General features: G+C 28.4%; 17 protein-coding genes. 5 read left to right on the forward strand and 12 right to left on the reverse strand.

From position 1 onward, the window contains the following. Positions 1 to 33 precede the first annotated feature (33 nt). Genes ATR_RS09685 through ATR_RS09695 form a run of 3 tightly spaced genes read left to right on the forward strand, consistent with a single transcriptional unit; the run spans position 34 to position 5,644 of the window. Positions 34 to 1,155 carry an efflux RND transporter periplasmic adaptor subunit gene (locus ATR_RS09685; RefSeq protein WP_228254233.1) on the forward strand — a complete coding sequence of 374 codons (1,122 nt, stop codon included), beginning with the start codon at positions 34 to 36 and terminating at the stop codon, positions 1,153 to 1,155. A gap of 3 nt (positions 1,156 to 1,158) precedes the next feature. Beyond that, complete coding sequence (locus tag ATR_RS09690) at positions 1,159 to 4,290, forward strand: efflux RND transporter permease subunit (protein WP_115429319.1); 3,132 nt, start codon at positions 1,159 to 1,161, stop codon at positions 4,288 to 4,290. After that, positions 4,283 to 5,644, forward strand: a complete 1,362-nt coding sequence (locus tag ATR_RS09695; RefSeq protein WP_115429321.1) for an efflux transporter outer membrane subunit — start codon at positions 4,283 to 4,285, stop codon at positions 5,642 to 5,644. Before ATR_RS09690 ends, ATR_RS09695 begins: the two co-directional genes overlap by 8 nt. A gap of 223 nt (positions 5,645 to 5,867) precedes the next feature. Here the strand turns inward: ATR_RS09695 and ATR_RS09700 are convergent, their stop codons facing one another. The 3 genes from ATR_RS09700 to ATR_RS09710 form a co-directional block, all read right to left on the reverse strand. Beyond that, positions 5,868 to 7,739: a methyl-accepting chemotaxis protein gene (locus ATR_RS09700; protein ID WP_115429323.1), complete on the reverse strand. Its 1,872-nt coding sequence runs from the start codon at positions 7,737 to 7,739 to the stop codon at positions 5,868 to 5,870. 95 nt (positions 7,740 to 7,834) lie between these two features. Further along, on the reverse strand, positions 7,835 to 9,796 hold the full coding sequence (locus tag ATR_RS09705) for a methyl-accepting chemotaxis protein (RefSeq protein WP_115429325.1): 1,962 nt from the start codon (positions 9,794 to 9,796) through the stop codon (positions 7,835 to 7,837). A 115-nt stretch (positions 9,797 to 9,911) separates the two neighbouring features. Continuing rightward, entirely contained in the window at positions 9,912 to 11,150 is a 1,239-nt protein-coding gene (locus ATR_RS09710; RefSeq protein ID WP_115429327.1) for a BaiN/RdsA family NAD(P)/FAD-dependent oxidoreductase, read from the reverse strand. A gap of 144 nt (positions 11,151 to 11,294) precedes the next feature. Here ATR_RS09710 and ATR_RS09715 point away from each other — a divergent pair, with 144 nt between their 5' ends. Both ATR_RS09715 and ATR_RS09720 read left to right on the forward strand, forming a co-directional pair. Then, positions 11,295 to 12,596, forward strand: coding sequence for an aminotransferase class V-fold PLP-dependent enzyme (locus ATR_RS09715; RefSeq protein WP_115429329.1), 1,302 nt, complete (start codon positions 11,295 to 11,297; stop codon positions 12,594 to 12,596). A 294-nt stretch (positions 12,597 to 12,890) separates the two neighbouring features. Continuing rightward, the gene (locus ATR_RS09720; protein ID WP_228254234.1) at positions 12,891 to 13,799 is read left to right on the forward strand and encodes a metallophosphoesterase; all 909 of its coding nucleotides are present in this window, start codon (positions 12,891 to 12,893) and stop codon (positions 13,797 to 13,799) included. Between the two features lie 17 nt (positions 13,800 to 13,816). On the opposite strand, the gene ATR_RS09725 is transcribed toward ATR_RS09720, so the two are convergent. The 9 genes from ATR_RS09725 to ATR_RS09765 all read right to left on the reverse strand — a co-directional run bounded on the left by ATR_RS09725 (position 13,817) and on the right by ATR_RS09765 (position 23,195). Then, a complete protein-coding gene (locus ATR_RS09725; protein WP_115429333.1) occupies positions 13,817 to 14,260 on the reverse strand; it encodes a bacteriohemerythrin in 444 nt (147 codons plus the stop codon). A gap of 66 nt (positions 14,261 to 14,326) precedes the next feature. Beyond that, positions 14,327 to 15,373 (reverse strand): sulfate/molybdate ABC transporter ATP-binding protein, encoded by a 1,047-nt coding sequence (locus ATR_RS09730; protein WP_115429335.1) that lies wholly within the window; start codon positions 15,371 to 15,373, stop codon positions 14,327 to 14,329. After that, a complete protein-coding gene (cysW, locus tag ATR_RS09735; RefSeq protein WP_115429337.1) occupies positions 15,370 to 16,236 on the reverse strand; it encodes a sulfate ABC transporter permease subunit CysW in 867 nt (288 codons plus the stop codon). The genes ATR_RS09730 and cysW overlap by 4 nt, the downstream gene beginning before the upstream one ends. Further along, a complete protein-coding gene (gene cysT, locus ATR_RS09740; protein WP_115429339.1) occupies positions 16,233 to 17,087 on the reverse strand; it encodes a sulfate ABC transporter permease subunit CysT in 855 nt (284 codons plus the stop codon). Before cysT ends, cysW begins: the two co-directional genes overlap by 4 nt. A 165-nt stretch (positions 17,088 to 17,252) precedes the next feature. Continuing rightward, positions 17,253 to 19,514, reverse strand: a complete 2,262-nt coding sequence (locus tag ATR_RS09745; RefSeq protein WP_115429341.1) for a methyl-accepting chemotaxis protein — start codon at positions 19,512 to 19,514, stop codon at positions 17,253 to 17,255. 323 nt (positions 19,515 to 19,837) lie between these two features. After that, positions 19,838 to 20,986 (reverse strand): molybdopterin-synthase adenylyltransferase MoeB, encoded by a 1,149-nt coding sequence (gene moeB, locus ATR_RS09750; RefSeq protein ID WP_115429343.1) that lies wholly within the window; start codon positions 20,984 to 20,986, stop codon positions 19,838 to 19,840. Between the two features lie 67 nt (positions 20,987 to 21,053). Beyond that, entirely contained in the window at positions 21,054 to 21,317 is a 264-nt protein-coding gene (locus ATR_RS09755; RefSeq protein WP_115429345.1) for a ubiquitin family protein, read from the reverse strand. A 76-nt stretch (positions 21,318 to 21,393) separates the two neighbouring features. Next, a complete protein-coding gene (locus tag ATR_RS09760; protein ID WP_115429347.1) occupies positions 21,394 to 22,410 on the reverse strand; it encodes a sulfate ABC transporter substrate-binding protein in 1,017 nt (338 codons plus the stop codon). Positions 22,411 to 22,736: 326 nt separating this feature from the next. Beyond that, positions 22,737 to 23,195, reverse strand: coding sequence for an RrF2 family transcriptional regulator (locus ATR_RS09765; RefSeq protein ID WP_115429348.1), 459 nt, complete (start codon positions 23,193 to 23,195; stop codon positions 22,737 to 22,739). Between the last annotated feature and the right edge of the window lie 95 nt (positions 23,196 to 23,290).

Here is a 23,290-nt window from a genome sequence, read left to right on the forward strand (position 1 = left end):
ATAAAATCTTTAAAAAATTTAAAAAGGCCCATCTTGAAATACCATAAAAATATTTTCTCACTACTACTCATAACTCTTATTTTCACTTCTTGTGAACAAAAAGAACAAACAACAAATACTCAAGCATCAATTGAAGTTGGTTATATAAATGTTAAAAAAGAGCCTATAAGCGTTGAATTGGAGCTTTTAGGAAAAGTAAAAGCAAAAGAAGAGGCTCTTATTCGTCCACAAATAGGTGGAATTATAGAAAAACAACTATTTAAAGAGGGGAGTTTTGTAAAACAAGGGGATATTTTATATAAAATTGATAATTCAAGTTATAAAGCAAGTGTTAACCAAGCACAAGCTTTATTAAATAGTGCAAGGGCAAATCTTAAAAGCCTTGAATCAAAACAAAGAAGAGCAGATGAACTTCTAAAGTTTGATGGAATTTCACAACAAGAAGTTGATGATATAAAAGCCTCTTTTCTTCAAGCAAAAGCTTTAGTAGAGCAAAGAATTGCTGAACTTGAGAATACAAAAATAGATTTAGCTAGATGTGATATAAAAGCTCCAATTAGTGGTTATATTGGAATTTCAAATGTAACAGTTGGTGCTTTAGTAAATGCAAATCAATCAGAAGAGTTAGCAACTATCAAAGATACAAAAACAGTTTTTGTAGATTTAACACAATCATATAATGAGATTTTAGCTCTTAGAAATATAATAAATTTCGAAGATGGTATTAGTGTAAATCTAAAATTTGATGACAACACACCCTATAATTTGGAAGGAAAACTTGAAGCAAAAGAGCTAAGCGTAGATGAAAATAGCCAAACTGTAACACTAAGAGCTATTTTCTCAAACCCAAATAATCTTTTACTCCCTGGAATGATGACAAAAGCTACACTAAAAAGCCAAAAAGAAGTTAATGGTTTTTTACTTCCCCAACAAGCTGTTTTAAGAGACCAAAAAGCAAACCCAATTATTACTCTAATCACTCCTGAAAATAAAACTACTACAAGAATTATTCAGATACAAAGATCATTTGAGAACAGTTGGATAATCTTAGATGGGATAGAGGAGAGTGATAAGATTATAATTGAAGGTTTAAATAAGATAAATAATAGAACTACTGTTATTGCTAAAGATTTAACAAATAAGTATAAAGATTAAAATATGATTGCTAAATTTTTTATATTTCGTCCTATTTTTGCATGGGTAATTTCACTTATTATTATGATAAGTGGGATTATTAGTCTATACATTTTACCAGTTGAACAGTATCCTGATATTGTTCCTCCACAAATAAATATAAATGCAACATATAGTGGTGCAGATGCCCAAACTGTTGAAAATAGTGTAACTCAAATAATAGAGCAACAACTAACTGGTCTTGATGGAATGATATATTTTTCTTCAAGTTCAAGTTCAGCTGGAAGTTCAAAAATTAAAATCACTTTTTCTCAAGAAGTAAATGCTGATATTGCACAAGTTCAAGTTCAAAATAAAGTAAATCAGATTCTCTCAAGACTTCCAGAAGATGTGCAAAGACAAGGAGTTAGAGTTTTTAAATCACAAAGTGATTTTTTAATGATGGCTAGTATTTATGACTCAAATGGTTTAGCTGATAAAACAGATATTAGTGATTTTTTAGTAAGTAATCTTCAAGATAGTATTTCAAGAATTGAAGGTGTTGGAGATGTACAAGTCTTTGGTGGTCAATATGCTATGAGGATTTGGTTAGATCCTTATAAACTAGAGAAATATAAGCTTATTCCAAAAGATGTTGAGAATGCAATTTTAGCTCAAAACTCACAAGCAAGTGCAGGAAGACTAGGTGCTATGCCAACAGTTGATAAACAACAACTTTCAGTTGTAGTGACTGCTAGAAGTATGTTTAAAACTGTTCCAGAGTTTGAAAATATTGTTTTAAAATCAAATTTAGATGGTAGTTCGGTAAAGATAAAAGATGTTGCAAGAGTTGAAATTGGAGCCCAAAATTATAGTAATGTTACAGCACTAAACGGTTTTCCAGCTTCAGGGATTTCTATTCAACTTGCAAGTGGTGCAAATGCAGTCGCAACTTCAAATAGAGTAAAAGATTTTTTAGAACAAAATGAAAATATTTTACCAGAAGGATATAAAATCGCCTATCCTAGAGATACTACACACTTTATAAAAGCTTCAATAAATGAAGTTGTAAAGACTTTAGTTGAAGCAATTATTTTAGTTGTTTTGGTTATGTTTTTATTTTTAAAGAGTTTTAGAGCTACACTTATTCCTGCTATTGCCGTTCCTGTTGTACTTTTAGGAACTTTTGCCATTTTAAATATTTTTGGATATACAATAAATACTCTAACTATGTTTGCTTTAGTTTTAGCAATTGGTCTTTTAGTTGATGATGCTATTGTTGTTGTTGAAAATGTTGAAAGGAATATGAAGGAGAAAGGATTAAATCCTAAAGAGGCAACTATTTTATCTATGCAAGAGGTAACTGGTGCTTTAATAGGAATAACAACTGTTTTATCTGTAGTATTTTTACCTATGGCATTTTTTAGTGGAAGTACTGGAATAATATATAGACAATTTTCTATTACAATTATCTCTTCTATGGTTTTATCTGTAATTGTAGCACTTACACTAACTCCAGCTCTATGTTCAACTATTTTGAAAGCTCACAAAGATAATAAAGAAGAGAAAAATAGTGGATTTTTCTTTTGGTTTGATACAAAATTTGAAAGCTTTACAAATAGATATAAACTTTGGGTTGAAAAACTGCTATTTAAACCAAAAAGATGGATGGCTTTTTATTTAGTAATCATTCTAGCAACCTCTTATATTTTTATAAAACTTCCAACTAGTTTTTTGCCAAAAGAGGATCAAGGAAGCTTGATGGTACAATATACACTTCCTGTTGGTGCAGTTGCACAAAGAACAGTTGATGTTGCAAATATTATAAGAGACTATTTTATGCAAGAAGAGAAAGAGGCATTAAACACAATATTTACAATCTCAGGATTTAGCTCACGAAGTAGTGGTCAAAATGTAGGAACTGCTTATGTATCACTTAAAAATTGGGATTTAAGAGATAAAAATAATCATGTAGATGAGATAAGTAAAAGATCTACAAAAGCCTTTAATGACCCAAATAGCAAATATTTTATAAGAGATGCAAGAGTATTTATCATAAATCCTAGTGTTATTCAAGGATTAGGAAGTAGCGATGGCTTTGAATTTCAACTTCTAGCAAATTCAAATATTAGTAGAGAAGAGCTAAGAGTTGCAAAAGATAAACTATTAGATGAGGCTAGAAGTAATACAAAAATTAACTCAATTAGAGCAGATGGAACAGAAGAGTCTCCTCAATTAAAAATCTCTTATGATACACAAAAAGCTCTATCTTTAGGAGTAAATATCAAAGATATAGATACTACTTTAAGTGCAGCTTGGGGTGGAATTTATGTAAATGATTATATCGATAAAACTAGAATAAAAAGAGTTTATATTCAAGGAGATGCTCCTTTTAGAGCTGCTCCTGAGGATTTATATAAATGGAAAGTAATAAATAATAGTGGTAATATGACTCCATTTAGTGAATTTAGCTCTTTTTCTTGGGTTTATGCACCTGAAGAACTTACAAGATTTAATGGATTTATCTCATATGAAATTCAAGGAGGTGCTGCACATAATATAAGCTCTGGAGATGCTATGAAAGAGATGGAAAATATGGCAAACAATTTAGGAAATGGGCTTATGTATGAATATAGTGGAGCATCATATCAAGAAAAAATCGCAAGTAACCAAACATTAATTTTATACTCTATCTCAATTTTGGTTATATTTTTATGTTTAGCAGCACTTTATGAGAGTTGGAGTGTACCTTTTTCTGTTTTATTAGTTGTTCCTTTAGGAGTTTTTGGAACAGTTCTTGCAATCTTCTTTAGAGATTTAAGTAATGATGTATATTTTCAAGTAGCACTTTTAGCAGTTATGGGACTAGCTAGTAAAAATGCAATTTTAATAGTTGAGTTTATAAATAGTTCATATAAAGATGGAACTAATCTTTTTGAAGCAGCAATTAAAGGTGCTAAACTAAGGCTAAGACCAATAATTATGACCTCATTAGCATTTATGGCTGGAATCATTCCACTTGCTGTTTCAAGTGGAGCTGGTGCAAATAGTAGAATTGCAATAGGAACAGCAATTTTAGGAGGAACAATAAGTGCTACAGTTTTAGCAATATTTTTTGTTCCTCTATTTTTTATAATTATTAAAAAACTATTTGATAAAGGAGCTAAAAATGTTTAAAAAGTCTTTGAGTTTAGCCTTTTTATCACTATTTTTTAGCTCTTGTGTATCAATGGCTCCAAATTTAGATTTAAATAAAAATAGTGTAATTCCTGAAAACTTTAAGAACTATGAAGTAGCAAAAGATAAAAATAGTAGTAATTTTGAATTTGTAATAAATGAAGAGTTAAAAAAGATACTAAATAGGGCTTTAGAAAATAACAAAGATTTACAAATAGCACTTTTAAGAGTTGAAGAGTCAAAATCTTTATATAGAATTGAAGAGTCAAACCTATATCCAAAGATTGATGCAAGTGGTACTTTTAATAGAGAAAAGAAAGATGAAACAATAAAAAACAACTATAAAGCAGGTGTTGGAACAGTTTTTGAACTTGATTTATTTGGTAAAAATAGAAGTTTAAATGATGCTGCAAGAAATAGTTTTTTTGCCACTCAATATGCATTAAATAGTACAAAACTTACTCTAATTTCGCAAACTGTTAACTCATACTTAAGCCTTGCTTCAAATATTGAGAATCTAAATCTACAAAAAAGTTTAAACGAAAATCTAAATAGTGTATATGAACTTACTAATAAAAAATATAGTGCTGGAGTAATTAGTAAAGAGGATGTTTTATCTAGCTTTGCTGTTTTAAAAGAGAGCCAAAATGAGCTATTAAACTATGAAAATTTGGTACAAATAGATATTAACTCTCTTGAAGTTTTATTAGGTGAAACTTTACCTGAAGATCTAATTCCAAAAGAGTTAAAAAAAGATAATAACTATATTGCACTTTTAAATAGTGAAATAAATTCAAACATTCTTTTAAACAGACCAGATATTAAAGAGCTTGAGTATAAACTAAGATCAAAGAATGCAAATATTGGGGCAGCAAGAGCAGCATTTTTCCCTAGCATAAGTCTTACTGCAAATACTGGATTTGCAAGTTCTAGTTTAGATAATCTTTTTAGAGGCTCAAATAGTTTTTGGCAAATAAGTCCTTCTATAAATATTCCAATTTTTAGTGCTGGTGAAAATAGTGCAAAACTAGATTTAAGTGAAACTCAAAAAGATATTGCTTTAAAAGAGTATGAAAAGGGTATTCAAACAGCATTCAAAGAGGTAAATGACAGCTTAATTATAAGAAAAAATATCTACTCAAAACTACAAAACCAAAAAGAGCTAAGTTTATCTGTAGAAGAGGCTTATACTATCGCTTTAAACTCATATAAAATTGGTTATGGAAGCTATTTAAATATGCTAATAGCTCAAAAAGCTTATATTAATTCACAAAAAACTTTGATTAAAACATATCTTGAAGAGTTGGAAAATAGAGTTGAAATATTTAAAAGCTTAGGTGGAGTTTATGAATAAGCTATTTGGTAGTTTAATCTTTTTCTTCTATTTCTTCAAATACCCTATTTTAATCTATCTAGTGATTTGTTACTATAAAAATATCCCAACACATATAATTATAGATATTTTAGGAGCAGTGAGTCTTTTATTGCTTATTAAAGATATAATATATTTTAAGAAAAGATAAAATGACTCTTATATCTATATAAAAGTTGTAAAGCTTAAGAGATAAAAGCTCTACTTAATCCTTATTAAACTCATCAATATCCTTTATAGAAAATCTCTTTGCTATCTCATTTTTACCTAAAAAATTTTTTGCCAAAACATCTTCTACTAATTCCTTTGAAATTTTATCTGTAACAGTTGCAATCTCTTGTGTAATTGAAGCAATATTTGCATTTTGTTGAGTTTTTTGGTCAAGCATTGTAACAGTATCATTAATTTGAGAAATACCAGCTTCTTGCTCTTTACTTGCATTTGAAATCTCATTTATCATATTTACCTGTTTCTCAATATTTCCTAATAGAACATCATAATCTTTTATCATTAAATCTGATATCTCTTTTCCTTCGCTAGCTTTGCTTGTAGCTTTTTCTACTAAATTTTTTATCTCATTTGCAGCTTCTGCACTTCTATTTGCCAAATTTCTAACCTCACCAGCAACAACAGCAAATCCTTTTCCTGCTTCACCAGCAGTTGCAGCTTCAACTGCTGCATTTAAAGATAAAATATTTGTTTGAAATGCTATTTGATCAATTATACTAATAGCTTCATTTATATATAAAACTTGATTTGTAATATCCTCCATCGCGTTTGCAGTACTTTTTGCCATGGTTTGACCTTTTTTAGCAGAAATACTAACTTCATTTGAATACTTTTCCATTTGTATTACATTATTTGAATTACTAATAACTGTGCTTGTAATCTCTTCTAATGCAGCAGCTGTCTCTTCCAAAGATGCAGCTGCACTATTTGAACTTTGATTTAGTGTATCAACATTTGATATCAGTTTTTGAGATGTATTTTCAAGAGTCAAGCCTGTTTCTAAACTACTTCTTAACATAGATATAATTGCTTGTTGAAGACCATTTATTCCTAAAACAAGCCTCTGTAAAACGCCATCTTTCTCATCTGTTTTACTTAATTCTAAAGTTGGTCTATAATCGTATTTTATATAGGCTTCAAGTATCTCATCAATCTTTTCAAATCTCTCTCTAGTATTTTTTATCATACTATTAACATTATTTTTAAACTCATTTAAAGAGGTATTTATCGTATTTGATTCAATAAATTGTGAATACCAACCATTTGTAACCCTTCCCATTACAACTTTTGCCTCTTCAATTACAATAATATCTTGTGTAATTCTATCTTTAGAAATAGCGATATTCTCATTTACCATCTTTGCCATTTGACCAAACTCATTCGTATATTTATCATCCAAAGTTTGAATATCATCTGATTTTCTATTTAGAAAATCAAAGAATGTTTGAAGACCTGTTCTAAAGTTATTTAGAGTATTTACTATATCTCTTGAAGTATATGTTGAGACTAAAAGAAAGATTAAAATTGTAACTATTCCAAGAGTTGTTAGTTGTGTTGTAAGAGATTTTATAGCACTATTTCTAATTCCTATAATATTCTCATTTAAAGCAAATATCTTTGATTCTAGCTCTTTTCCAATCTCTGCCATCATATAAATATCACCATTAAAATCAATTAGAAGCTTATTATTATCTTCTAGTTTTGCTTTTGACATTTTATTAAAGACTTCCAGATATTTTGTTATTAAAGCTATACTATCATCACATCTTTTTAAATTTATGGGAATATAAATTGTAGTTTTAAATAGAGATATATCTTCACTTAGTTTTGAGAAATTCTCTACAACACTACTACTTTTTTCCTTACTTGTATCTAGCATAAACTGATATACACTAATTCTAGCTTTTAGCAAGTTTGCCTTAATCTCTGTGGCATTTTCAGAGATAGCTGTTCTATTTTCTATATAACTCATTGAATTATTATATAAAATAGCAGAAACTATCATAATCAAAAAAAATAGTGTTGGAAAAACATATAGTTTTTTCTTAATATCAAGATTCTTAAACACAACAAGTTCCTTATAAAATAAAGAAATATTATTATTTTATAACTATCTTGCTCTTGATATTTATCAACAAAATAATAAAAGAGTTTTATTATTTATTAAAAACTCTCCCATTCATCATCTTTTGAATTCTCTTTTATAACTTTAAACTCTTTTTTAGTTTCAATCTTCTCTATCTTTTTTAAATTCTCTTGTATCTCTTTATTGCTATCTTTTGTTTGTAGCTTATTTGTTATCTCATTTTTTCCTAAAAATCTTTTTGCCAAAACATCTTCTACTATATGTTTAGAGATACTATCTGTATCATTTGCTATATCTTGAGTTTTTGAAGCAACATTCGCATTTTGTTGAGTTTTCTGGTCAAGCATTGTAACTGTATCATTAATTTGAGAAATACCAGCTTCTTGTTCTCTACTCGCATTTGAAATCTCACTTATCATATTTGCCTGTTTTTCAATATTACCTAAAAGCTCATCATAATCTTTATACATTAAATCTGAGATATTTTTCCCCTCTTTAGCCTTATTTGTTGCAATCTCAACTATATTTGAAATTTCTCTTGCAGCTTCTGCACTTCTATTTGCAAGATTTCTAACCTCTCCAGCAACAACAGCAAATCCTTTTCCAGCTTCACCAGCAGTTGCAGCTTCAACTGCTGCATTTAAAGATAAAATATTTGTTTGGAAAGCAATTTGATCAATTACGCTAATAGCTTCGTTTATATGTGAAACTTGAAGAGTTATCTCGTCCATAGCATTTGCAGTATTTTTTGCCATAGCTTGACCTTTTTTAGCTGAGTTACTTACCTCATTTGAGTAGCTTGTCATTTGTACAACATTATTAGAGTTACTTACAACTGTACTTGTTATCTCCTCAAGAGCAGCAGCTGTCTCTTCAAGACTTGCAGCAGCTTCATTTGAACTCTGGTTTAAAATATTTACATTTTCAATTAAAACTCTAGATGAGTTTTCAAGTCTCATTCCACTTTCTAAACTATCTTTTAACATATTTGTAATTGCTGTTTGAAGAGCTTTTATTCCTACAATCATCTTCTCTAAAACTCCACCCTCTTCATCATCTTTACCAAGTTCTAGGATAGGTCTATAATCATAATTTGAATAAGATGCTAATATCTCATTTATATGTTCAAATCTCTCTTTTGTATGATTTATCATCTCATTTAGTTCATTTTTAAACTCTTCTAAAGAAGCATTTGGTGTTGATTTATCTATAGTTTGAGAGTACCAACCATTTCTAACTCTTATCATAACTTTTTTTGCTTCATCAATTAGTTCATTATCTTTTTCAATACTATCTTGGACAATATCAATATTCTCATTTATAAGTTTAGCCATCTCCCCAAATTCATCTGTAGAAGTTTGGTCTAAAGTTATAACATCATCTGATTTTCTATTTAAAAAATTAAAGAAACTAAGAAGCCCTTCTTTAAAGTTTTTTAACGAACCAGCAATATTATTTGCTATAAAAATAGAGATAATTATAAAAATAATTGCAGCTATTAACCCAACAAGCGACATATTAGTAGTTAAATTTGTGATTGCATTATCTCTAGCATTTGCATTTCTTATATTCATCTCATCATAGTTCTTTTCAACACTCTGAATAAGTTTTATCATACTTTGCATAGTTTTAGCAAACTCTTCTCTTGTCTCCTCTTTATTTGTTGAAAAAGAGTGTTTAGCTAAAACTTCAATATCTTTCATATAATTTTTAATATCCGATATAGTTTTAAGAGCTAAATCTTTATTTTCTTTAGATTTAAATATCTCTTTTACAGCATTTGTATCTTCTAGTAGCTTATTCCACTGTATGTCTACAGCCTCTTTGCCTTTTTGTGTAGGATTTAACATAAATTGATAAATTACAATTCTACCTTTGAGAAGCTCATCAATAAGCGCTGTTGTTTTTGATGATACATAAATTCGCTCTTTTATATAACTAAGAGATGAACTATATATTGTTGCCGTTATTAAAATCGCAACTATAAATATAATTGGAAATAGAAATAATTTTGTCTTTGTGTTTAAATTTTTAAACATTTTTGCCCCTTATTTGTCACTTGAGATTTGCTATTTTATAGAGTTTCTAATTAATATCTAATAAATTATTTAAATAAATATTGCTTAAAAATTTTAGAGATAATATCTATTATTACTATTTTAATAAGTTTTTTCCAACTAAGTATCCACTTGCAAAGGCAAAATGAAGATTATAACCACCTCTATTCCCAACAATATCTAAAACTTCTCCTGCAAAATATAGATTTTTTACCATTTTACTTTCAAAAGTTTTATTATTTATTTCACTAGTTCTTATCCCTCCTCCACTTGCTTCACTATGTGAAAAACCTTGTGTATCTACAACTTTTAATCTCCATGAACTCAACTGATGGGATAAAGCTTTTATCTGCTTTTGATTTATATCATCCGTTTTTAACTCAAATGGAATTTTACAAACCTCTAATAATACTGGAGCTATTTTATTTGATACAACACCTGTTAAAATGTCTAATACTTTTTGATTTTTTATAGTTTTAAATATATTTTGTAGTTGATTTGATAAATCATTTACTGTAACTTTTGGAAAAAAATTAATTCTAAGTTCTACATCCAAAAATTGAGTAAGAGCCAAAACTGCTCTTTGAGAAATATCTAAAATAGCAAAACCTGAAACTCCATAATTTGTAAACAAAACATCTCCAAAAATCTCCTCTTCTAAAGTTCCATTTATATATAGACTAACACTGCACTCTTTTTTTACACCTTGAAGTTTTCCATTGTAACTATTTTGTGTTTGAAGTCCAACAAGACTTGGATATGTAGGATTATAAGTGTGCCCAAAGTTTGAAGCTATTTTAAGACCTATTTCACTTGCATTTAGTTGAGGAGCAGCAGCTAAGCCACTAGAGATTAAAACTTTATCATACTCTTTATATATTTTTTGCTCTTTATTCACCTCTGTCTTTATTATAAATTTATCATCACACTTCTCTAAACTCTCTACAAAATGCTCACAAAAGATATTCACACCCAAAGCTTCGAGCTCCAAAACAAAAAGATTTACTACAGATTTTGCCTCATTTGAGAGTGGATATACTTTTCCATTCTCTTTAATATCAAGCATAAGTCCCAAAGTTTTACAAAACTTTGAAAAAGTATTAAAAGAGAACTCCTTTAGAGCAAAATCCACAAAATCTGGATTCTCTCCTAAATAATTTTTACTAGAAACTTCTCTATTTGAAATATTACATCTTCCATTTCCACTTGCAAGTATCTTTTTACCTAAACTTTTATTTGCATCAAAAATATCTATCTGCAAATTTTTGTTTAATCTTTTTGCAATAATACTAGCAACAATCCCTGCTGCTCCACCACCAATAACTGCTATTTTCAAAATATTTCCTAAACTCTTAATTTTATATATAAATTATATCCTAGATTAAATTTATTCCAATAAAGAGCTATTTATAGTCAATTTAAATCAAAATAAGATAAAATTATAACTTTTATAAAAGATTATAATTTAAAGAGTTTTATTATGATAAAAGATATTTTTAGACCATTTTTAAATGAAAATAGTGATAAGTTAAATTTTCTAAGATATAACACAATTAGTAAAAATAAAGATAAATATTTTGATTTTACAGCTTCAGGTTTAGGTTTTAGACAGATAGAAAATAGAATTTTTGATGTACTAGAAACCTATGCAAATACACACTCAAAAGAGAGTGGTAATGCAAAAATTACTACAAAATATTATGAAGATGCAAGACAAAGTTTACAAAAAAGTTTAGAACTTGATGATAGTTTCGCTATTTTACCTTGTGGTTCTGGAGCAACAGGAGCTATAAAAAAACTTCAAGAGATTTTAGGGCTTTATATTCCACCAAAAACAAAAGAGAGATTAAAACTAAAAACAAATAATAAAAGTATGCCTTTAGTAATTGTTGGACCATACGAACACCACTCAAACGAAGTAAGTTTTAGAGAGAGTTTGGCACAAGTTAAAAGAGTGAAACTAAAAAAAGATGGTTTAATAGACCTTGAACATCTAGAAGAGATACTAGAAAAAAACAAAAATCGTGAAATAATAGGCTCTTTTACAATTGCTTCAAATGTGAGTGGAATAATAACTTGCTATAAAAAAATCTCAAACCTTTTACGAAAATATAAAGCAACTGTATGTTTTGATGCGGCAACTTGTAGTTCATATATGAATATTTCATCTTCATACTATGATGCTCTATTTTTATCTCCCCATAAACTTTTAGGTGGAGTTGGTTCTTGCGGAGTTTTAGTAGTAAAAAAATATCTTGTGGATACCTCTTTGTCTCCTACTTTTGCAGGTGGTGGGACAGTAAAATATGTAAATAAAAATAGCCAAATCTATGAAGAGCAAATAGAACTAAGAGAAGATGCTGGAACTCCAGCAATAACTCAATTTATAAGAGCTGCTTTGGCATATAGTTTGAGAAATGAAGTTGGTTTTGAATATATAGAAAATAGAAAGAAAGAGCTATATTTATATCTTTTAGAAGAGTTAAAAAGTATAGAAAATCTACTTATTTATGGGAACAAAAAGAGTCAAAATATTGGAATTGTATCTTTTAATATAAAAGATTTTAATCCTTATGCATTATGTGAAAAACTCTCAAATAGTGGCTTTCAGACAAGGGCTGGATGCTCTTGTGCTGGACCTTATGGACATGATTTATTGGGGCTAAAAAAAGTTTCTATGAAGAATCGTCCAGGGTGGCTAAGAGTTGGTGTACATTTTACTCATACAAAAGAGGAGATAAAAGCTTTGGTTGATGAGATAAAAAAGAGTTTAGTGATTTAATGTTAAAAAGATACAAACTATTAATACTCTATTAAAAAACTATTAACTCTAGATATCTATACTTCCTTCATGAGTTTTATGATTTTCTTTTTGGTCTATTTTATAGCCTTCTCCTTTCAGACCTATATAATAAAACAAAGGTTTGTAAATAGGCTAGATTTTAAACATAAAACTAGGAAGTATTTTGGCTTTGCATTATATCTAACATTTTTTGGTGCTTTACTGTACCCACTTGCTAGATACTTCCCATTAGTGCCAAATTGGCTCTATTTTCTCCTTTCCCTACCAATTGGGGTGATTTTTTTAACATTTATAATCACCATTTTTCACGATATCACCTCAATTGGATTTAAAAAACTTTTCAAAAAATCAAAAATATCAGTAAAAAGAAGAGAATTCTTTAAAAAATCATTTGATATAGGTGCTACATCTTTAATTTTAGCAACAAACCTAAAAGCTATGGATAATGCAAGACATTTAGAGCTTGAGGCTGTAGATATAAAGATAGATAATCTTAAAAAACCATATAAAATAGTACAAATTAGTGATGTTCATATTGGTGGACTTATAGATAAAAAGTTTATAGCAAATTTAGTAAAAAAAATAAATATCTTAAATGCTGATGTGGTAGTAATAACTGGTGACCTAGTGGACACCAAGCTAGAGTTTGCAAAGCCAGCTTTAGATGAGTTAAGAAATATAAAAACTCTTTATGGAACATATTTTATAGTTGGAAATCATGAGTATTTTCATGGAGTTGCTCCAATAATCTCATATGTAAACTCTTTAGGTATAAAAACTTTAGAGAATGAGACTGTTTATATAGGAGAGAAAGATTTTGGTTTTAATCTAGCAGGAGTTTATGATAGATTTGGATTTAAATATGGTTCATACATTCCCGATATAGATGAAACCTTAAAAAATTGTGATAACAGTCCTATTGTACTTTTAGCTCATCAACCAAAATATTTAAAAGATTTAGTAGATACAAAAAATATAGATTTAGTTTTATGTGGACATACTCATGGTGGTCAAATTTTTCCATTTAATTTCTTAGTAAAACTTGAACAACCTTATGTAAAAGGACTTCACCAACATAATGAAACAACACAAGTTTATGTAAATAAAGGAACGGGATTTTGGGGACCACCTATGAGACTAGGTGCTAGTAGTGAGATAAGCATTTTAAATCTTAAAGTGTAAAAAAGCAAAATTGCTTTTTACATCATTCCACAACCACCCATAACTCCTGTTTTAAAAAATCTAGCAGTTACAGTATCCATAGATTTTATATGATTTATCAACCAATTTACCACATCATACTCTATATAGTGTTTAAGCTCTGATATATTTTTAGAGGCTTCAAAACTACTCCAAACATCTCTCATGTCTTCAATATTTGCATCATGCTCAGCTTTATGAAATGGATAAGCAAAAAAACCTCTTTTTTCCATCTCTTCTTCTTCTGTTGCAAAGTGTTGTACTGTATGATCTAACCAATTTTTATAAGAATGTTTTATACTCTCAAAATTTGTAATAGAGTTATCCTTTTCAAACTCTTCAATATTTTCATAAAGTTTATTTATAAAATCAACATCCTCAAAATGTGTTTCATTCATAAAATCCATATCAACTTTTGGTAAACTATTTTTATCTATTAACATTTTAAATCCTAAAGAATTTTTTTGATATTATCTATTTATAGTTAATTTTATATTGATTGTAATCAATTAAATTCCTGCACCATATTCAAAACTTCTAAGTTTTCTAGTACGAACTCCTACAATATCTCCTTTTTTAATATTCTTATCACTAAACTCATAGTGAGACATCTCAACTAAAATAACTCTTTTCTCATCATTTAAATATATTAATTCAACTTTTACAAAAGAACCAGCCAACTGTATATATTTTACTTTTGCATGAATTATTGCCTCATCATCATTTATATTAACTACCTCTAATTCGTGAGGACGAATAAGATATTTATTATCTTGTGTATCTTCTAAATTAGCACTATTTTCTATCTCTCTTGCATGAAATAGATTTACATTTCCTAAAAAGTTTATTACAAACTCATTTTTAGGGTTATGAAAAACCTCTTCTGGAGTTCCTATTTGCTCAATTTTTCCTCTATTTATTACAACAACTCTATTTGCAACTTCAAGTGCTTCTTCTTGGTCGTGAGTTACTAGAATAGTTGTAATTCCTAGCTCTTCTTGAAGCTCTTTTAACCATCTTCTTAAATCTGCTCTAACCTTTGCATCAAGAGCACCAAAAGGTTCATCTAAAAGTAAAACTTTTGGTTCAACAGCTAAAGCTCTTGCTAATGCAACTCTTTGTCTTTGTCCACCTGAAAGTTGCCAAGGAAATCTTGAAGTAAAACCATCAAGTTGAATTAATTTTAATAGATTTATAACTTTTTGCTCTATTTCTCTATTACTAAGTCTCTCTTTTTTTGGTTTTATTCTAAGACCAAAAGCAATATTTTCAAATACTGTCATATGCCTAAATAGTGCATAGTGCTGAAAAACAAACCCTATATCTCTATCTTTTATATCTTTCTTTGAAACATCAATATTATTAAAAAGAATCTCTCCTTTATCAATATTATCAACTGTTTCAAGCCCAGCAATCATTCTTAAAAGTGTTGTTTTACCACTTCCAGAAGGTCCTAAAAGTGCTAATAATTCCCCTTCAACAATATCTAAATTTACATTTTCCAATGCCTTAAACTCTCCAAAATATTTTGTTAACTCTTTTACTTCTATTTTCATTTTTTACTCTTATTATCTAATTTTTTAATTTTTCTTTGAACTTTCCACTCTAAAATATATTTTAAAACTAAAGTAAAAAGTGCCAAAAGTGCCAAAAGTGTTGAAACAGCAAAAGCTGCAACAAAGTTGTATTCGTTGTATAAAATCTCAACTTGTAGTGGCATAGTGTTTGTCAATCCTTGAATGTGACCTGAAACTACTGAAACAGCTCCAAACTCTCCCATTGCTCTTGCATTACATAAAATTACCCCATAAAGTAATCCCCATTTTATATTTGGCAAAGTAACTTTCCAAAATGTTTGAAAACCACTAGCACCTAAAAGTAAGGCAGCTTGTTCTTCATCATTTCCCATCTCTTGCATTAAAGGTATCAATTCTCTTGCAACAAATGGAAATGTTACAAATATAGTTGCTAATACAATTCCTGGAACTGCAAAAATTATTTGAATATCATGTTCCATTAAATAGTGCCCAAACCAACCTTGAGCTCCAAAAAGTAAGATATATACAAACCCTGAAATTACAGGACTTACAGCAAATGGCAAATCAATTAAAGTTATTAAAAAACTTTTACCAAAAAATGAGTATTTTGCAACTGCCCAAGATGCACATATCCCAAAAATAACATTTAGTGGAACTGCAATTGCTGCTGTTATAAATGTAAGTTTTAATGCACTTAATACATATTCATCATTAAAACTTAAAAAATATGCTTCATAACCTTTTCTAAATGCTTCCGCAAAAATTGTAATTAGTGGAACTACAAGTATTATCATTAAAAAAGCAATAGCAGTAAATATCAAAAGATATTTTATTAATCTTGACTCATTTTGTAATTTCTTTGTATTACTTATAGTTTTCATATCGCCTCCATTCCTTTTCTTTTTGAGCTCCATCTTTGAAGTATATTAATAAGTAGTAACATCATAAAAGAGATAAGAAGCATCATAACAGCAATAGCTGTAGCACCTGCATAATCATATTGTTCTAGTTTTGTAATAATCAGAAGTGTACTAATCTCTGTTTTGAATGGCATATTTCCAGCAATAAAAACAACTGAACCATACTCACCTAAAGCTCTTGCAAATGAAAGTGAGAATCCTGTTAAAACTGCTGGAAAGATTGTAGGAAGGATTACTTTATAAAAAGTCTGCCATCTACTTGCACCCAAACTTGCACTTGCTTCTTCTTGCTCTATTTGTATCTCTTCAAGTGCAGGTTGTACTGTTCTTACCACAAAAGGAACTCCTATAAATATCAAAGCTACAGTTATTCCTATTGGTGTAAAAACTATTTTTAACCCTAAAGGCTCTAAATATTGTCCAAACCAACCTTGTGATGAGTAAAGTGTTGTAAGTGCAATACCTGAAACAGCAGTTGGAAGTGCAAAAGGTAGATCAACTATTGCATCAAAAACTCTCTTACCAAAGAATGTATATCTTACTAAGCACCAAGCAACAATTAAACCAAAAATTGTATTTATAACTGCAGCTATAAATGAAGTTGCAAAAGTCAGTTTATAACTTGCTATTACTCTTGAATCTGTTGTAGCTTTGATAAAAGTATCAAATCCCATACTAAATGCCTCAGTAAAAAGTGCAATTATAGGTATTAGTACAATAATACTTAAATAAAACACTGTATATCCAATAGTCAAACCAAATCCAGGAATTGGTGAATTTGATCTTTTTAATATTCCAAAATTTAATCTCATTTAAACCCTTTCATATAACATACACTAAATTTGTGAATGTTAAAATTAAACAAAAAAATAGATGATTAAATTAATCATCTATAAAATTGGTGAATTATAACTATTTATTTTTTATTTGTCAATAAAAAGTAAAAAGATATCTTAAACTTTTTACCTTTCACTTAATTAAGCTTCTATTTCTGCACTTCGTACACTATCTTTCCCATGAAACTCTTTACTATTTGTATCATCCACAATTACTTTTGCAATACTATCTGTCAACTTTGCAATCTCATTTGTTTCAGATGCAATTTGGGCATTTTGTTGAGTTTGTCTATCAAGATTATTTACAACATCATTAATCTGTTCAATCCCTAATAGTTGCTCTTTTGAAGAGTTTTGAATATCTGTAATTAGATTAATAGTTTGAGAAACATTTGAATTTAGCTCTTTATACCCATCAATCATACTATTTGCAATCTCTTTCCCTTCATTTGCTTTTTGTGTAGCAAGTTCAACAATATCTTTAATCTCTTTTGCGGCTTCTGCACTTCTACTTGCTAGATTTCTTACCTCTTGTGCAACAACTGCAAACCCTTTCCCTGCCTCTCCTGCTGTTGCCGCTTCTACTGCTGCATTTAATGAAAGAATATTTGTTTGAAATGCTATATTATCAATTACTCCTATTGCCTCATTTACAAGATTTACTTGTGTATTTATCTCATCCATTGCAGTTGTTGTCTGATTTGCATATTTTTCACCAACTACTACAGATTTTGTAACATCATTTGATAATAGTGCCATTTTTGTGATATTTTCACTATTACTTCTAACAGTTGATGTAATCTCTTCAATTGCTGCTGCTGTCTCTTCTAGTGAAGCTGCTGCACTATTTGAAGAACTATTTAATTTATTTACATTTTCAAGTAAAACATTTGAACTATCACCAAGAGTTAATCCATTTTTTTTGTTCTCTATTAACATAGTTGTAATAGAGTCTCCTAAAGTATTAACGCCATTCGCAAGTTTTAGTAAATGCTCTTTTAAATCTTTTGTTGGAATTTTACTCAGATAGTTATATTCTGAATATTTTTCCAAAATATCAAGTACATTTTCAATATTATTCTCTAAATTATTTGCCATTTTATTTAAAACATTTTTTAGTTGTATCAGTGCTGGATTTGATACTTCTATATTTATTCTTTGGCATAAATCACCATGTTCAAACTCACTTAAAACAGAGATTGTTTCATTAATTAACTTTCTATCTTCTTCTATTCCTACTCTTGTTTTTTCAATATTATCACTTAATATTTTTGACATTCTTCCAAACTCATCTTTTGTATTTACATGGACAAAATCAATATTCTCTTTCTCTCTATTTAAATAAGCAAAGAATTCATCTAAATCTTTATTAATTATTAAAAGTGGTTCATTTACTGTTTTCTTAATTGTGTAGTAACTTATTGCTAATAGTGTTAGTAATAACAATATTCCACCAAAAATCGAATATTGTCTTAATGTATCATTTAACACAAGTAAACTTTCAATATCCGAATTTGTTACAATAACCATATTCCACTCGTCAAAAGTAGTGAATGCAGATAATTTATGTACTATATCTTTACCATCGTTAAATTCATACGAGAGAACACCCTCTTTTTTATTTATCATCTCTTTTAGAGCTTCTTCTACATTTTTATCAAGCTCATTTAATTTTTTATTTTTTAATGTTGGGTGAATTGTTAGAATTTCAGCTTTTGAATCAATAGTATATAAATAACCTTTTTCACCAAATTTTATTCTCTCTAGCTTACCCTCTAAAATACTATATAGCTTATCAAAATTATATGCAACGAATAGTATTCCTATAACCTCACCATCTTGAATAATTGGCTTATAAACTGTCATATATTTTTTTCCAAAAAGTTCTACACTTCCTAAATAATCCTCTTTATTCAATATTTTTGAAAATGCTGGGCTATCTTTTGCTAGAAAAGTTCCAATAGCTCTTGTTCCATCTTCTTTATGCAACGATGTTGCTATTCTAAAAAAACCATCTTCTTGCTTTACAAATACAGTAGCAACAGCTCCTGTTGTTTTTGTAAAATTATCTATAAGTGCATTATTATTATTAAGAGGAACTCCATTTGAAAATAGTATTGATGTTTTAGTACCATTTACATCTATTTTATTTACATTATCTATCTCTATATTATTTAACTGCGTAGTAAAAACATTTGAAATTGAAAGTGCAGACTCTTTTATTGATTCATTTAAAACTTCAAAAGTAGCTTTTATGTCCAAAACTCTATCTTGAAATGTAATTTTCACATCTTTTGTTATAAAATTTTTCACAACAATGCTAATACTTATTACAGCAAATACCAAAATAATTGTTATTGCTAAAGCTTGAAAAAAAGAAAATTTCTTTATTACTGAATTCATATATCCCCCAAAATATAATTTAAAGTTTACATACTAACAAAAGAATCCAAATTTAAAGGTGAAAATAACTATTAAATATAATAAATTTATAATAATGTTACCTTTCGACATAATAAAAAAATAATATAATGAGTCAAGTTACTATCTTACTGGAATCTCATATTTTTTGATATTTCTTTGCTAATCAAAAATATTAATCTTAAAAAAATCAACATCTAGTTCTTTACAAGTTTTACTCAAAATGAGGAAATTAAATAAGCAAAATAATCTATTTCTATCTTTATTTTAGATAAGTATTCTAATGTTAGAATAAAAAAGATTGTTTAATCTTTTAAATCATTAACCCAAGATGTAATTCCACCTCTTAAACTATAAAGCTCTCCTTTATAACCAGCTTTTTTTAACTTTAAAATGACTTCTTTACTTTTTAAACCTATTGTGCAAACTACTATACATTTTTTAGAAGCTTGTAGTTCATCTATTTTTGGGACTATTTCATCAGCTTTTATATTTTTTGAATCATTAATCATCTCTAAATCTGGCTCAATATTTTGTCTTATATCTATTATTTGTATATCTTCTTTTTCATCAAGTAGTCTTTTTAACTCATCAATAGTTATATCTTTTATTACAAAGCTTTCATCAAGGTTCTTTAGACCACAAAACTCTTCATAATCAATAAGCTCTTTTATAGTTGCATTCTCACCACATACTTTACAATTTACATCTTTTTTTATCTTATACTCTTTAAACTCTGTTTTCAAAGCATTTAAAGTTAATAATCTTCCTTTTAAAACTTCTCCTACTCCTAAAAGTAATTTAATAGTTTCATTTGCTTGAATTGTTCCTATAATTCCAGGTAAAACTCCTAAAACTCCAGCTTCTGAACAAGATGGAACAAGTCCAGCTTTTGGTGGATCTCTAAAAATACATCTATAGCAAGGTGTATCTTCATCTGCATTAAAAACAGTTGTTTGCCCTTCAAATCTAAAAATTGCTCCATAAACAAAAGGCTTGTTTAAAAGTACACAAGCATCATTTATTAAATATCTTGTGGGAAAGTTATCTGTTCCATCTACTATAACATCAAAGTTTTTTATAATTTCCAAAGCATTTTGACTTGTTAATTTTTCACTATAAGCTAGTACTTCTATATTTGGATTTATTGCATTTATTCTAGTTTTTGCTGAGTTTATTTTTAAATTTCCTATTTCATTTGTTGAATGAATGACTTGTCTTTGTAGATTTGATAAATCCAATGTATCAAAATCGATTATTCCAATAGTTCCAATACCTGCTGCACTTAAATATAGAAGAACAGGAGAACCCAAAGCTCCTGTTCCTACAACTAAAACTTTAGAGTTTTTTAATCTTAACTGCCCTTCTAATCCCACTTCGGGTAGAATTAAGTGCCTACTATATCTCTCTATCTCTTCTTGTGAGAGTCGAGTTTGTTTTGATCTTTCTGACATAAATATCCTTTAAATTCAAATGCAAGAATATCAAAGAGATATTTAAACTCTCTTTTATTTTAATTTATCATATTGCTTGAAATAAAATTATTTTATCATCTTGGTAAACTTTTGTATCAAGATTATTTAAATTTCTTATTTCTCTTTCATTTAAATAAATTTTTATATAATCACTTAATTTGTCTTCATTTGTATATATAAAATTCTTTAGACCATTATGTTTTTCTAATAAATTCTCAATTATATCTTTTATATTTTCGCCTCGTAAGGAAATTTCAAAGATACCATTTGTATATGTTTTTAAATTTCTAGTTATATACACTTTTACCATTTTAACCCCTTAGAAAATATGACAAAACCTATTTATAGATTGTGTCAAAAGTTCCTCCATCACTAAAATGTATATTTTATGCATTTTCCCAACTTATAAAAACATCTTCTATTTTAAATAGCTCTAATTTTGGAAAAATTTCTAAATATTTTTTTTCGACTAAGCTTGGAACACTTGGTCTATAATAGTGTTTTGCAACTAATGTTTGCCCAGCTTTTGAATATAAATATTTTAAATATTCAGTTGAAATATTCAAAGTCTCTTTTTGTATAGCATTTTGTTCTACAACAGTTACTGGAGGCTCAGCTAATATTGAAACAGATGGAACAACAATTTCAAATTCATCTTTTCCTAATTCATTTATTGCTAAAAATGCTTCATTTTCCCAAGCTAGTAAAACATCTCCAATCTTTCTTTGAACAAAAGTATTTGTAGCTCCTCTAGCACCTGAATCTAAAACTGGAACATGTTTTAAAAGTTTTGTAACATACTCTTTTGCTTTTTTATCAGCTTTCTTGTAGATACTAGAATTAAAATCAATTTTCTCTAAAGTTCCTAACTCTTCTTTTAAACCATAAGCATAAGCTGCAAGATAGTTCCATCTTGCACCTCCTGAAGTTTTTGGGTTTGGAGTAATAACTTCAACCCCATCTTTTATTAAATCATTCCAATCTTTAACTCCTTTTGGATTCCCTTTTCTTACTAAAAATACAATAGTTGAAGTGTAAGGAGATGAGTTATACTCTAGTTTTTTTTGCCAATCTTTAGGAAATAAATTAGCTTTTTGGCTAATTGCATCTATATCATAAGCTAGTGCTAAAGTTACAACATCAGCTTTTAATCCATCAATTACCCCTCTTGCTTGTTTTCCTGAACCCCCATGTGACTGTTTTATTGTTACTTTTTGTCCAGTTTTTTCTTGCCAATATTTTGCAAAGTTTTTATTATACTCTTCATATAACTCTCTTGTGGGGTCATACGATACATTTAAAATCTCTATAGATTTTTTTATTGCTTCTGCTTTATAGTCATACTCTTTTGCAAAGCTTAATGTTGATACTAGCAGTGATGCTAACACTATATTTTTTATCATTTTATCTCTCTTTTAGATTTAATATACATTAAATGTATGATAATTAAAGATTTTAAAAAATCTCACCTATTTTCTTTTCTCTGATTTATATATATTACACATGTCGCACATCATCTCTTATCCTTTCAACAAAGGCGAATATTATTTATCACCTACTAAACTGGTGAAATTATAATAATAAAAAAAATATTTGTCAAGAGTTTTTATAAAATATTTTTTATTTTCTTAATAATAGCCATAAAATAGGGGTTTATATTTAATAAAGAAATTCAAAATACAATCCATACTAAAATACAAAGATATTAAAAAAATCTTTTTATGACTTTTTAAATACCCAAACCACCAACAAACTCCTCTTTCAAAACATCTTCTTTTGTAACTGGAGCTTGACCTAAGCATGAAGCTATTGTTGTTCTATCCAAAATTTGCGCTGTCAAATTTCTAATATTTAAAAAGACTCTTCTAAAATAGCATTTTCCCTCTTGGCTACATGGTTCATAGTTAGATACAGAAACACAAGATATCATAGCAATCATACCTTCAAAATATCGTATAACCTCACCCATTGTTATCTCATCTGCATTTTTTGCCAAGATATAGCCACCATATCTTCCAGGAATACTTTTTACCCACCCTGCTTTATTCATCTCAAGCATAATATTTTCTAAAAATCTTCTTGGAACATCAACTAATTCTGATAATTCTCGAATTGAAATAAGATTGTCTGCTTCTGCTACTGCAAATAATGCTCTTAATGCATAATCTGTCTTTTTTGATACTTTCATTTATTACCTACCTAATTGATAAATTATATTTGATTTTATATTTTGTGTCAAGATATAAAAAAAGGAGAGAAGGTTTGCTTCTCTCCTTTTTAAAA

Origin of the sequence: Aliarcobacter trophiarum LMG 25534 (assembly GCF_003355515.1) — a bacterium.
Classification (GTDB): Bacteria; Campylobacterota; Campylobacteria; order Campylobacterales; family Arcobacteraceae; genus Aliarcobacter; species Aliarcobacter trophiarum.

Excerpts from the sequence above, each read along its gene's own strand:
- ATR_RS09690 (WP_115429319.1), top strand. The coding sequence starts at position 1,159 with ATGATTGCTAAATTTTTTATATTTCGTCCTATTTTTGCATGGGTAATT.
- ATR_RS09695 (WP_115429321.1), top strand. The coding sequence starts at position 4,283 with ATGTTTAAAAAGTCTTTGAGTTTAGCCTTTTTATCACTATTTTTTAGC.
- ATR_RS09705 (WP_115429325.1), bottom strand. The coding sequence starts at position 9,796 with ATGTTTAAAAATTTAAACACAAAGACAAAATTATTTCTATTTCCAATT.
- ATR_RS09715 (WP_115429329.1), top strand. The coding sequence starts at position 11,295 with ATGATAAAAGATATTTTTAGACCATTTTTAAATGAAAATAGTGATAAG.
- ATR_RS09725 (WP_115429333.1), bottom strand. The coding sequence starts at position 14,260 with ATGTTAATAGATAAAAATAGTTTACCAAAAGTTGATATGGATTTTATG.
- ATR_RS09730 (WP_115429335.1), bottom strand. The coding sequence starts at position 15,373 with ATGAAAATAGAAGTAAAAGAGTTAACAAAATATTTTGGAGAGTTTAAG.
- cysW (WP_115429337.1), bottom strand. The coding sequence starts at position 16,236 with ATGAAAACTATAAGTAATACAAAGAAATTACAAAATGAGTCAAGATTA.
- cysT (WP_115429339.1), bottom strand. The coding sequence starts at position 17,087 with ATGAGATTAAATTTTGGAATATTAAAAAGATCAAATTCACCAATTCCT.
- ATR_RS09745 (WP_115429341.1), bottom strand. The coding sequence starts at position 19,514 with ATGAATTCAGTAATAAAGAAATTTTCTTTTTTTCAAGCTTTAGCAATA.
- moeB (WP_115429343.1), bottom strand. The coding sequence starts at position 20,986 with ATGTCAGAAAGATCAAAACAAACTCGACTCTCACAAGAAGAGATAGAG.
- ATR_RS09755 (WP_115429345.1), bottom strand. The coding sequence starts at position 21,317 with ATGGTAAAAGTGTATATAACTAGAAATTTAAAAACATATACAAATGGT.
- ATR_RS09760 (WP_115429347.1), bottom strand. The coding sequence starts at position 22,410 with ATGATAAAAAATATAGTGTTAGCATCACTGCTAGTATCAACATTAAGC.
- ATR_RS09765 (WP_115429348.1), bottom strand. The coding sequence starts at position 23,195 with ATGAAAGTATCAAAAAAGACAGATTATGCATTAAGAGCATTATTTGCA.